This is a genomic window from Shewanella sp. KJ2020, from assembly GCF_024197625.1.
Lineage (GTDB): Bacteria > Pseudomonadota > Gammaproteobacteria > Enterobacterales > Shewanellaceae > Shewanella.
Map to the genome: position 1 here is coordinate 96,707 of NZ_JAKUKD010000031.1, position 12,104 is coordinate 108,810.

The following is a 12,104-nucleotide window of genomic DNA, read 5'->3' on the forward strand; positions in this document are numbered from 1 at the left end:
TTAGCCGAGGTGGTGAAATTGGTAGACGCGCAGCCTTGAGGTGGCTGTGTCCTAACGGACGTGCGGGTTCAAGTCCCGCTCTCGGCACCAAATTAACTAAGATAGACGAGGTAACTTCTCTCTTAGTTATTGCAAGAAAAGACGATAGTCAATATACTTGCACACAGTTGACGCGGGGTGGAGCAGCATGGTAGCTCGTCGGGCTCATAACCCGAAGGTCGTCGGTTCAAATCCGGCCCCCGCAACCAGCTCCTAGTAACGAATAGTGTTTGAATTCGTTATGGTTTACAGGTTCTTGACACTAATGACCTCGTGATTACGGGGTTTTTTGTTATCTGGGACTTTTAAATTTGTCGTATATTCTATACGGCGTTGTACTAGGGCTATTCAGCCCTTTTTTGTTTTTTCCGGGGGTCAATTTTGGCAACATTAGAATCCAGACTGGCAGAAATGCTCAAAGTGCCTGTGGAAGCATTAGGCTTCCAACTCTGGGGCATTGAATATGTTCAAGCGGGTAAGCATTCAACACTTCGCGTGTTTATTGATGGCGAAAACGGTATCAATATCGAAGATTGTGCCAATGCCAGCCGTCAGGTCAGTGCTGTACTCGATGTTGAAGACCCTATTCCGACTGAATACACCCTAGAGGTTTCTTCACCTGGTGTGGATAGACCGCTGTTTACTGCCGAGCAGTATGCGGCCTACGTGGGTGAAGATGCGAAAGTTCAACTGACTATGCCTGTCGCGGGCAGTCGTAATTTAAAAGGCGCCATTACCAAGGTTGAAGGGCAAATGCTCTCGCTGAATGTGAATGGTAAAGAGCTAGTTGTCGCCCTGGATAATATCCGTAAAGGCAACGTAATCGCTAAGTTTTGATGGTTTCAAGGTGAACGAGGCAAGACGAGATGAATAAAGAGATCCTGCTAGTCGCTGAAGCGGTTTCAAATGAAAAGGCCGTTCCACGCGAGAAAATTTTTGAAGCGCTAGAGATCGCTCTGGCTACTGCAACCAAGAAAAAATACGAAGGCGATATCGACGTTCGTGTTTCCATCGATCGTAAAACTGGCGGCTACGAAACATTCCGTCGTTGGATGGTGGTTGACGACCATGGCGAAGCTTTAGAGAACCCATTCCGCGAGATCACGCTCGAAGCGGCTCGTTACGAAAATCCGGACATTCAACCGGGCGAATATATCGAAGACGATATCGAGTCCGTGGTATTTGACCGTATTACCACCCAAACCGCTAAGCAAGTCATAGTACAAAAAGTACGTGAAGCCGAGCGTGCGCAAGTGGTTGAGCAGTTCCAAGATAAAGAAGGCGAGCTGATCACCGGCGTGGTGAAAAAAGCGACCCGTGAAAGTGTGGTAGTCGATTTAGGCAGCAATGCCGACGGCGTACTGTTCCGTGAAGATTTAATTTCACGTGAATCTTTCCGCCCTGGTGACCGTGTACGTGCATTACTGTACTCAGTACGTCCAGAAGCCCGCGGCGCACAGCTGTTTTTAACCCGCACTAAGCCAGAAATGCTGATTGAGCTTTTCCGTGTTGAAGTGCCTGAAATTGCCGATGAGCTGATCGAAGTGATGGGCGCTGCCCGTGACCCAGGCGCTCGTGCAAAGATTGCCGTTAAATCCAATGACCGTCGTATCGACCCAATCGGGGCGTGCGTGGGTATGCGTGGCGCACGTGTACAAGCGGTATCGAATGAACTGGGTGGCGAGCGTGTTGATATCGTATTGTGGGATGATAATCCAGCGCAATATGTGATCAACGCAATGGCGCCAGCCGATGTGGCCTCTATCATTGTTGACGAAGATAACCATTCAATGGATATCGCCGTTGAGGCTGATAGCTTGGCACAAGCCATTGGACGTAATGGCCAAAACGTACGTTTAGCGACTCAACTCACAGGTTGGGAATTGAACGTTATGACAGTGGAAGACATGAATAAGAAACATCAGGCCGAAAGCGCCAAAGTGATGAGTCTATTTATGAGTTCATTGGATGTCGATGAAGATTTTGCACAAGTACTTGCGGATGAGGGCTTTACGTCGCTCGAAGAAATCGCATATGTACCTGTGTCTGAACTATTGGCGATTGATGGTTTTGACGAAGATCTCGTTGAAGCTTTACGTGAACGTGCAAAAGCGGCGATCTCGACCAGAGCTCTCGCTACTGAAGAAGCACTAGATGGTGTGGAGCCAAGTGACGAGTTGTTAGCACTTGAAGGTGTTGAAAGACACTTAGCCTATGTTTTAGCAAGCAAAGGTATTGTGACTCTAGAAGACTTGGCTGAACAAGGCATTGATGATTTGATCGAAATTGAAGAATTGACAGAAGAAAAAGCAGGTGCGCTCATCATGGCTGCCCGCAACATCTGTTGGTTTGGCGAAGAAGCATAAGTCGATCAACAGGGGGATTTAACTGATGGCAGATACTACCGTAGAGAAATTGGCCACGGAAGTGGGTAAAAGTGTTGAACGTCTGATTGAGCAATTCTCTCAGGCTGGAATTAAGAAAGGCCAAGCTGATAACGTCTCTGAAGCTGAAAAGCAGCAGTTACTGGATTATCTGAAAAAGCAGCACGGTGGCGAGAGTGCTCCGACTAAAATGACGCTGCAGCGCAAAACGGTATCAACCCTGAGCGTGGCGGGTAATGGCGGTCAATCTAAAGATGTGAAAGTGGAAGTGCGTAAAACCCGTACTTTCGTTAAGCGTGATGTGAATGACGCAGTGCTAAAAGCGGAAGAAGAGGCGAAAGCGGAAGCTGAAGCATTAGCAAAAGCAAAGGCCGAAGCGGAAGCGGCTCAAGCGGCCAAGGCGAAAGCCGAGGCAGAAGCTAAGGCTAAAGCAGAAGCTGAAGCCAAGGCAAAAGCCAAAGCGGCGGCAGAAGTGAAAGTAACCAAAGATGCTTCACCAGAAGCAGAAGCGGCACGTTTAGAAGCTGAGCGTTTAAAAGCGGCGCAAGAAGCGGCTACTAAGCGCAAGCAAGATGAAGAAGCGGCAAAAGCGGCTGAAAAAGCCCGTCTATTGGCGGAAGAAAACTCAAAGCGTTGGGCCGAAGAAGAGCGTCAACGTTTAGAAGCTGAAAGAAACGGCGATCACCATATCACCACCTCTAAAGTAGCCCGTGCTGCTGAAGATACTTCTGATCTGGACGAAGAAAAACGCGGTCGTCGTGCTCGTAACAAGAGCAATGCGAAGAAGCGTGGCGGTAAAGATGCCCGTGATGGCCGTGAAAAACACATGCGTAACCGCAGCACAGCACCAGAGTCTATGGCCCACGGCTTTAACAAGCCTGTGGCAGCTGTAAGCCGTGATGTGCGTATCGGTGAAACTGTTACCGTTTCTGAACTGGCGCATTTAATGGCAGTGAAAGCGACTGAAATCATCAAGCAGATGATGAAAATGGGCTCAATGGTCACGATCAACCAAGTGTTAGATCAAGAGACTGCCCAATTAGTTGCCGAAGAAATGGGCCACAAAGTGGTGCTAATTCGTGAAAACGAACTTGAGCATCAAGTATTGTTAGACCGTGACGATGAGGGTGGCGTTAAGCTGGAATCCCGTGCACCGGTTGTGACCATTATGGGTCACGTTGACCACGGTAAAACGTCTTTACTCGACTATATTCGCCGCGCGAAAGTGGCCGCTGGCGAAGCCGGTGGTATTACTCAGCATATTGGTGCATACCATGTTGAGACCGAAAACGGCATGATCACTTTCCTCGATACCCCTGGCCACGCCGCGTTTACCGCAATGCGTGCCCGTGGTGCCAAGGCAACGGATATCGTGGTGTTAGTGGTTGCGGCCGATGACGGTGTAATGCCACAGACCATCGAAGCAATTCAACATGCTAAAGCCGGTAACGTGCCGTTAATCGTGGCTGTGAACAAGATGGATAAACCGGAAGCGGATATCGATCGCGTTAAGAGCGAATTGTCACAACACGGCGTTATGTCTGAAGATTGGGGCGGAGACAACATGTTCGCCTTCGTATCAGCTAAGACAGGTGAAGGCGTTGATGATCTGCTTGAAGGTATTCTGCTACAAGCTGAAGTATTAGAGCTTAAAGCGGTACGTGATGGTATGGCCGCGGGTGTGGTGATTGAGTCTCAACTGGATAAAGGTCGCGGCCCTGTGGCAACGATTCTGGTTCAGGAAGGAACGCTGCGCCAAGGTGACATCGTTCTATGTGGTTTAGAGTACGGTAAAATCCGTGCGATGAAGGACGAGAACGGTCGTTCAATCACTGAAGCGGGTCCATCAATCCCTGTTGAAATTCTAGGTCTGTCTGGCGTTCCGTCAGCGGGTGATGAAGCAACAGTGGTACGTGATGAGCGTAAAGCCCGTGAAGTTGCCCTGTATCGTCAAGGCAAGTTCCGTGATGTGAAATTAGCACGTCAGCAAAAATCTAAGCTTGAAAACATGTTCGCTAACATGACAGATGGCGAAGTGAAAGAACTGAACATCGTTCTTAAAGCAGACGTACAAGGCTCACTCGAAGCGATTACCGACTCGTTAACGGGTCTGTCTACCGACGAAGTGAAAGTGAACATCATCGCTCGCGGTGTGGGCGCGCTGACCGAAACCGATGCGACCTTAGCTGCGGCTTCTAACGCTATCATGGTTGGCTTTAACGTACGTGCCGATGCGCAGGCGCGTAAGACCATCGAGAGTGAAAGCGTTGATTTACGTTACTACAGCGTTATCTATAATTTGATTGATGAAGTGAAAGCGGCGATGACAGGTATGCTGTCTCCTGAATTCAAACAACAAATTATCGGTCTGGCTGAAGTTCGTGACGTGTTCAAATCACCTAAGCTGGGTGCGATTGCAGGTTGTATGGTGACCGAAGGTACCATCAAGCGTAGCGCTCCAATTCGCGTACTGCGTGATAACGTGGTGATCTTCGAAGGTGAACTCGAATCTCTGCGTCGCTTTAAAGATGACGTTAACGAAGTTCGCAACGGTATGGAATGTGGTATCGGCGTTAAGAACTACAACGATGTTCGCGTAGGCGACCAAATCGAAGTGTTCGAAACCGTCGAAGTGGCACGTACTCTGTAACGATAAAGAGGGCGGCATTAGCCGCCCTTTCGATTTAATGACATTAGCTATGGTACAGATATTATGGCAAAAGAATTCAGTCGTACACGTCGCATAGCGCAGCAGTTGCAGCAAGAGCTTGCTCTGGTGTTGCAGCGCGACATGAAAGACCCCCGTATTGGTTTTGTTACCGTGAATGACGTCGATGTCTCCCGTGATTTAAGTTACGCCAAGGTCTTTGTGACCTTCTTTGAGGAAGACAAAGAAGTTGTACAGGAAAAGCTCAACGCACTGATCAGCGCCGCACCTTATATTCGCACCCTTGTGGCTGGCCGGATGAAGCTGCGAGTCATGCCTGAGCTGCGTTTTGTCTACGATAGCTCATTGGTAGAGGGGATGCGTATGTCTAACCTCGTGAGCCAAGTGATCAACCAAGATAAAGCGAAACAGCAGCAATTTGGCAGCGCTGAAGATGTCCAAGATATGGACGCGACAGACGATACCGAAGATACGGAAGGTAAAGATTAATGGCTCGTCGTCCAAAAGGCCGCTTTATCGACGGTATCGTGTTGTTGGACAAAGCCACTGGCATGAGTTCCAACTTTGCGCTGCAACGGGTAAAACGCTTTTTTAATGCGAATAAAGCCGGACACACGGGGGCGCTTGATCCGCTAGCCACAGGCATGCTACCCGTATGTTTAGGCGAGGCGACCAAGTTTTCACAGCATTTGTTAGATGCCGATAAGCGTTACCTAGTGACGGCAAAGCTGGGCCAGCGCACCGATACCAGTGATTCCGATGGTGAAGTGGTGCAGACGCGCCCTATGGATTTTACCGAGACTCAGCTATTGGCTGCGCTCGAGCATTTCCGTGGCGATACAATGCAAGTGCCTTCAATGTACTCAGCGCTAAAATATCAGGGGCAGCCCCTGTATAAATATGCGCGTGAAGGCATTGAAGTCCCCCGTGAAGCACGGCCTATCAGGGTATTTGAACTTAACTTTATCAAGCTCGAAGGTGATGAGTTGACCTTGGACATCCATTGTTCGAAGGGCACTTATATTCGCACTATTATCGATGATTTAGGTGAAATGCTTGGTTGTGGTGCCCATGTGATCATGTTGCGCCGCACCCAAGTCGCGCAGTATCCCTATGCTAAAATGGTCACCCTTGAGCAGCTTGAAGCGCTCGTTGCCAAGGCCCAGGAACAGCAGATAGAACCGAGTCTGTTACTCGATCCGCTTTTATTGCCTATGGATACGGCCGTGGCCGATTTTCCCGAGGTGAATGTACCCGATGCCAGTGCAGCCTATCTGATGCAGGGGCAGGCGGTGCGTGTTGCGGGGTTAGAGGCCGATAAATTAGTGCGTATTACCTTAGGGGATGCCCATCGGTTTGTTGGTATTGGCGCGATGAATGATGACGGTCTGTTAGCGCCTAAGCGACTCATTGTTATCCATGACGCGCCAGCACAGTAGCACATTGACCCTATTCGAAATCATTGTTCGATTAAGACCAGCCTGTTATTGCGCTAGGGTTGGATTATGGGTAGAATAGCGCGCCCTCTGGCTGAGTTAGTGATCGGCTAGAGATTCATACTATATATTTGGAGAGACACATGTCACTAAGTACTGAAGCGAAAGCAAAAATCCTAGCTGAATTTGGCCGTGGCGAAAACGACACTGGTTCAACTGAAGTTCAAGTTGCTTTGTTAACTGCGCAAATCAACCATTTGCAAGATCACTTCAAAGAGCACATTCACGATCACCACTCACGTCGTGGTCTGTTACGCATGGTTAGCGCGCGTCGTAAGTTAACTGCTTATCTGAAGCGTACTGATGCAGAGCGTTACAACGCACTGATCCAAAAGTTAGGTCTACGTCGTTAATTTCACGTCGACTAACGTAAAAAAGGAGGCTTAGCCTCCTTTTTTATTGCCCTAAATCTGGTTTTTCACTCGATTGCTCAACCGTCAACCGTCAACCGTCAACCGTCAACCGTCAACCGTCAACCGTCAACCGTCAACCGTCAACCGTCAACCGTCAACCCACCTACCACTTACCATCGATATGAGCGATGCTCGCGGTTTGGCTTGCAATATAGAGGGCCTCAAACTCAGCCTGGGGCAAAGGTTGACTAAAATAGAAACCTTGTCCAATCTGGCACCGATTTTCCTTCAGCCAGTCGAGCTGGAGCTCGTTTTCAATCCCTTCGGCAACGATCGTTAAATTTAGCTGTTTACCAAGCATTAAGATGGTCGATGCAATTGCACTATCACCTGGCAAATCCGATACAAAACAACGGTCAATCTTCATCGTCGTGATGGGCAGATGCCGCAGATATGAGAGTGAAGAATACCCAGTCCCAAAATCGTCCACCGCGATACCAAATCCTGCAGATTTCAGTTGTTCAAGCTTAACTATGGCCTGCTCAATATCGTTCATTAATGAGGTTTCAGTGATTTCTATTTCTAATAGATCAGGTTGGATTTGATAGCGTAGTGCCATTTGTTTGATATCGGATACTAGGCTCGCATCGGCAAATTGTTGCGATGCAACATTAATGGCAATCGGGATCGCATAGTTATATTTTTTCTGCCATTCCCTTAATGTCTTACAGCTTTGCTCTATCACCCAACGGCCAATCGGAATAATGATGCCGGTTTCTTCGGCTACGGGAATAAAGGACATAGGGCTGATTAAACGGCCGTCTTTTTGCCAACGGATCAAGACTTCACAGGCGATAACCTTGCCGGTTTGCAGATCGAGTTTAGGTTGAAAGTACAGTAAAAACTCATTGTTTTTCAGTGCATCGTGTAATGATGCTTCGGTACGTAAGCGTACTGCCGCGCGTTCGGTCATCTGCTGTTTAAAGAAGGCCCATTGATTCGACCCCGCCGCTTTTGCACTGTACATGGCAATGTCCGCATGGCGAATAAGATCTTCTGCGCTATTGCCGTCTTCGGGATAAATTGAAATACCAATGGACGCGGCCGGATGGATGGCATGCTCATTGAGCTGAATCGGCACATTGAGTTGAACTAACAGTTTATCGACAAAGTCTGCCGCTTGATCCGGTGACTGGACTGAGTCGGCCAAAATCACAAATTCATCGCCTCCTAAACGGGAGACAGTGCCTTTATCGCCCACAACTCGTTCGAGAATGCGGGCTATTCTGGCTAAAAACTGATCGCCTAGGGCGTGGCCGAGGGAGTCATTGATATTTTTAAAGCGATCTAAGTCGATAAACATCAAGGCAAAGCTGCGTTTATGTACTCGGGAGCGTTGAATCGTCACTGCGATGGTTTCGAGCAATAGCGTCCTGTTAGGTAACCCGGTAAGCGGATCGCGGGTCGCCATTTTACGCAGTTTAGATTGTGTCTGGCTAAATTGGATCAGGATTTGATTAAATTTAGAGGTTACTAAGCCTAATTCATCATCCTTATGGGCGCTGGACATAGGGAGTAAATTTTCATCCGGCGAATCGGGTTCAATCTTATCAATTGCTTCGCTTATTCTTGCTATTGGTTGAGTTAAGAAACGGTGGAATACCACCGAGAGCACTAAGGTGAGCAATAGGGCGCGAGCCAAGGTGGCGAGGAACCCCAATTTTAGCTGTGAAAACAGGGTATTGGTCAGCTCTTGGGTGTCGTAAAAAATAGTCAGAGTGCCGATAAGTTGCTGTTTTTGTGTGCCTTCAAAATAGAAGGGGCGATATAAGGGCCGAGAGATTTCTTTCAGATCATCGAAGAGTTTATTGCTGAGGCTGATAAATGTTTGCGAGCTATTTTTTTTATTATTACTGACGGAAACAAACATGGAACCATCATCGAGTTCTATCACCGCTGAGCCTACATGCTCGACTTTGATTGCACCTTCTAAGGTTTGCCTCGCTAAATTATCATCCAATGCCCAAACGGCATTGGCGGCGGGCTGCTCCACTGAGTCGAGTAGTTCCTGCTGTGTGGTGGTAAGTTGTTGTTTTGTCGAGATGACAACGAGGGCGATTTCAACAATAAAAATAGCGATAGCGAAAAATAACGCAGTAAATACGACGAGGTTAGTTTGTTTCCATGTTAGGGATTTAAAGCGACCTGTCATTCAGCTTGTCCTTTATTATTGTTTTTCGCCACAGGGATGATTTTCCGTATCAAATGAAAGCATAACTCTTTGTTGATTTACCCACTTTAGTGAAAAGATAGGTCTTTGTCATCATTATCTGCTCTTTATCTATTGTCCTTAATTGCAGTATACTTACGCGCGTAATTCAAGGTCATTAATTAAGGAATGGGTCACGTGAATCCAATTGTAAAGAGTTTTGAGTATGGTCAACATACAGTCACCCTAGAAACGGGTGTTATAGCGCGTCAAGCCGATGCAGCCGTGTTAGCGAGTATGGGTGACACGACAGTGTTAGTCACTGTTGTAGGTAAAAAAGAAGCCGAAGCCGGTCGTGACTTTTTCCCTCTGACTGTTAACTATCAAGAAAAGACCTACGCAGCGGGTAAAATTCCTGGTGGTTTCTTTAAGCGTGAAGGTCGTCCTTCAGAAGATGAGACATTAATCGCTCGTCTGATTGACCGCCCAATTCGTCCTCTTTTCCCTAATGGTTTCAAAAACGAAGTTCAAGTGATCATCACTGTGGTTTCTGTCGATCCACAAATCGAGCCAGATATCATTTCAATGATCGGTACTTCAGCGGCACTGGCTATTTCTGGTATTCCATTCAGCGGTCCTTTAGGTGCGGCTCGTGTGGGTTATATCAATGGCGAATACGTACTGAACCCAACTGTTGCTCAAATCGAGACTAGCCAACTGAACTTAGTGGTTGCAGGTACCGAAAGCGCAGTATTAATGGTGGAATCAGAAGCCCAAGCATTACCAGAAGAAGTGATGTTAGGTTCTGTTGTTTATGGTCACGATCAACAACAAGTGGTTATTAAAGCGATTGCTGAATTTAAAGCAGAAGCCGGTAAACCAATGTGGAATTGGACCGCACCAGTACAAGATGAAACCTTAGTCGCTCAGATTAAAGAGTTGGCTGAAGCGGGTTTAGGCGATGCCTATAAAATCCAAGTTAAACAAGATCGTTATGCTCAAGTTTCTGTCGTTAAAGCGGCAGTAAAAGAAGCTTTGTTAGCCAGTAATCCAGACGTTGATCTACGTGAAGTGGACAATTTACTGGGCAGCTTAGAGAAGAAAGTGGTTCGTGGTCGCATTATTCGTGGCGAGCCTCGTATCGATGGTCGTGAACCAGACATGATCCGTGCATTAAGCGTGTTAGCGGGCGTATTGCCACGTACTCACGGTAGCGCACTGTTCACCCGTGGTGAAACTCAGGCCCTAGTGACTTGTACTTTAGGTACTGAACGTGATGCACAGAAGATCGACAGCATCATGGGCGAGCGCACTAACCGTTTCATGCTGCACTATAATTTCCCTCCCTATTCTGTGGGCGAAACAGGTATGGTGGGTTCACCTAAGCGCCGCGAAATCGGCCATGGTAAGCTTGCATGGCGCGGTATTAACGCTGTTATGCCTTCAGCGGCTGAATTCCCATACAGCGTACGCGTGGTATCTGAAATCACTGAATCTAACGGTTCAAGCTCTATGGCGTCAGTCTGCGGTACTTCACTTGCGCTGATGGATGCTGGTGTACCTATCAAGACTTCTGTAGCGGGTATCGCTATGGGTCTAGTGAAAGAGGGCGATGATTTCGTTGTTCTTTCTGACATCTTAGGTGATGAAGACCATTTAGGTGATATGGACTTTAAAGTGGCGGGTACCCGTAACGGTATTACTGCACTGCAGATGGATATCAAGATCGAAGGTATCACTAAAGAAATCATGGAAATCGCACTGCAACAAGCCTATGGCGCACGTGTGCATATCCTGAACGTGATGGATCAAGCCATTGGTTCACACCGTGATGATATTTCTGATCATGCTCCACGCATCACAACGATCAAAATTAACCCAGAAAAAATCCGTGACGTTATCGGTAAAGGCGGCGCAGTTATTCGTGCTTTGACCGAAGAAACCGGCACTACGATTGAGCTGGAAGATGATGGTACTGTGAAGATTGCCTCTTCAAATGGCGAAGCAACTAAAGAAGCTATCCGTCGTATCGAAGAAATTACTTCAGAAGTAGAAGTAGGCCGTATCTACAATGGTAAGGTTATCCGTATCGTTGATTTCGGTGCCTTCGTGAACATTCTGCCGGGCAAAGACGGTTTAGTACACATTTCACAGATCAGTGATGAGCGTGTGGCTAACGTGTCAGATCACCTTGAGCTGAACCAAGAAGTGACAGTTAAAGTCATGGAAGTGGATCGTCAAGGCCGTGTAAGACTGTCAATTAAAGAAGCACAAACGAAAGAAGCTGCTGCAGAATAATTGAGAGATAAACTCAGTATTCCCATGCACTTTTAAGTGACTGCCCAAAAAGGAGATCCATTGATCTCCTTTTTATTGTCATCCCAAAACCACCGCCTCTGGCGGTGGTGATTGTTCCTTGAGGCTATAGCCTGAATTACGCCCATGCTAAAAGAGACTTCTTATTCACCACAAGTAAGAGGAAACGAAAAGCATGGGCGATTATAGAAGTTCATCACATGTTTATTGGCGTTGCAAATATCATATTGTTTGGACTCCGAAGTACCGTTTTAAAATTTTAAAAGGAAACCTTGGTAAGGAGTTATACAGGTCAATTTATATCCTTTGCAATATGAAGGGTTGTGAGGTTTTAGAATTAAACGTTCAGATAGACCACGTTCACTTGGTTGTCATAATCCCGCCGAAGCTGTCAGTATCAACGCTGATGGGAGTATTGAAAGGAAGAAGTGCGATAAGGCTGTTTAATAAATTCCCTCATGTACGTAAAAAGCTATGGGGCAATAGCTTTTGGGCCAGAGGTTATTTTGTAGATACAGTAGGGATTAATGAAGAAATCATTAGACGATATGTGCGCCATCAAGATAAACAAGATCAGGCACATGAGGCTCAATTGTCGTTGCAGATGATGTAGGTTCTTGGAATAGCCCCTTCCAGGGG

General features: G+C 47.2%; 9 protein-coding genes and 2 tRNA genes. 10 read left to right on the top strand and 1 reads right to left on the bottom strand.

What is annotated here, in order from left to right; translation table 11 throughout:
• Positions 1-3: 3 nt before the first annotated feature.
• From MJO46_RS17225 to rpsO, 8 genes are all read left to right on the top strand, one after another.
• Positions 4-90 (top strand) — tRNA-Leu (locus tag MJO46_RS17225).
• Positions 91-171: 81 nt separating this feature from the next.
• A tRNA-Met gene (locus MJO46_RS17230) sits at positions 172-248 on the top strand.
• A 172-nt stretch (positions 249-420) separates the two neighbouring features.
• Complete coding sequence (gene rimP / locus MJO46_RS17235) at positions 421-876, top strand: ribosome maturation factor RimP (RefSeq protein WP_198780765.1); 456 nt, start codon at positions 421-423, stop codon at positions 874-876.
• Positions 877-905: 29 nt separating this feature from the next.
• A complete protein-coding gene (nusA, locus tag MJO46_RS17240) occupies positions 906-2,405 on the top strand; it encodes a transcription termination factor NusA (protein ID WP_253990376.1) in 1,500 nt (499 codons plus the stop codon).
• A 25-nt stretch (positions 2,406-2,430) separates the two neighbouring features.
• Positions 2,431-5,073 carry a translation initiation factor IF-2 gene (gene infB / locus MJO46_RS17245; protein ID WP_253990377.1) on the top strand — a complete coding sequence of 881 codons (2,643 nt, stop codon included), beginning with the start codon at positions 2,431-2,433 and terminating at the stop codon, positions 5,071-5,073.
• 63 nt (positions 5,074-5,136) lie between these two features.
• Positions 5,137-5,580, top strand: a complete 444-nt coding sequence (gene rbfA / locus MJO46_RS17250) for a 30S ribosome-binding factor RbfA (RefSeq protein WP_253990378.1) — start codon at positions 5,137-5,139, stop codon at positions 5,578-5,580.
• Positions 5,580-6,530, top strand: a complete 951-nt coding sequence (gene truB, locus MJO46_RS17255) for a tRNA pseudouridine(55) synthase TruB (protein ID WP_253990379.1) — start codon at positions 5,580-5,582, stop codon at positions 6,528-6,530. The genes rbfA and truB overlap by 1 nt, the downstream gene beginning before the upstream one ends.
• A 140-nt stretch (positions 6,531-6,670) precedes the next feature.
• On the top strand, positions 6,671-6,940 hold the full coding sequence (gene rpsO / locus MJO46_RS17260; protein WP_007646044.1) for a 30S ribosomal protein S15: 270 nt from the start codon (positions 6,671-6,673) through the stop codon (positions 6,938-6,940).
• A gap of 163 nt (positions 6,941-7,103) precedes the next feature.
• On the opposite strand, the gene MJO46_RS17265 is transcribed toward rpsO, so the two are convergent.
• Positions 7,104-9,152 (bottom strand): bifunctional diguanylate cyclase/phosphodiesterase, encoded by a 2,049-nt coding sequence (locus tag MJO46_RS17265; RefSeq protein ID WP_253990380.1) that lies wholly within the window; start codon positions 9,150-9,152, stop codon positions 7,104-7,106.
• A 195-nt stretch (positions 9,153-9,347) separates the two neighbouring features.
• Between MJO46_RS17265 and pnp the strand changes: the two genes are divergently transcribed.
• On the top strand, positions 9,348-11,447 hold the full coding sequence (gene pnp / locus MJO46_RS17270) for a polyribonucleotide nucleotidyltransferase (protein WP_253990381.1): 2,100 nt from the start codon (positions 9,348-9,350) through the stop codon (positions 11,445-11,447).
• A gap of 193 nt (positions 11,448-11,640) precedes the next feature.
• Positions 11,641-12,078, top strand: coding sequence for an IS200/IS605 family transposase (gene tnpA, locus MJO46_RS17275; protein WP_253990382.1), 438 nt, complete (start codon positions 11,641-11,643; stop codon positions 12,076-12,078).
• Positions 12,079-12,104: the final 26 nt, after the last annotated feature.

Bases quoted from the DNA above. Each gene is read 5' to 3' on its own strand.
- nusA (WP_253990376.1), top strand. From the start codon at position 906: ATGAATAAAGAGATCCTGCTAGTCGCTGAAGCGGTTTCAAATGAAAAG.
- infB (WP_253990377.1), top strand. From the start codon at position 2,431: ATGGCAGATACTACCGTAGAGAAATTGGCCACGGAAGTGGGTAAAAGT.
- rbfA (WP_253990378.1), top strand. From the start codon at position 5,137: ATGGCAAAAGAATTCAGTCGTACACGTCGCATAGCGCAGCAGTTGCAG.
- truB (WP_253990379.1), top strand. From the start codon at position 5,580: ATGGCTCGTCGTCCAAAAGGCCGCTTTATCGACGGTATCGTGTTGTTG.
- rpsO (WP_007646044.1), top strand. From the start codon at position 6,671: ATGTCACTAAGTACTGAAGCGAAAGCAAAAATCCTAGCTGAATTTGGC.
- MJO46_RS17265 (WP_253990380.1), bottom strand. From the start codon at position 9,152: ATGACAGGTCGCTTTAAATCCCTAACATGGAAACAAACTAACCTCGTC.
- tnpA (WP_253990382.1), top strand. From the start codon at position 11,641: ATGGGCGATTATAGAAGTTCATCACATGTTTATTGGCGTTGCAAATAT.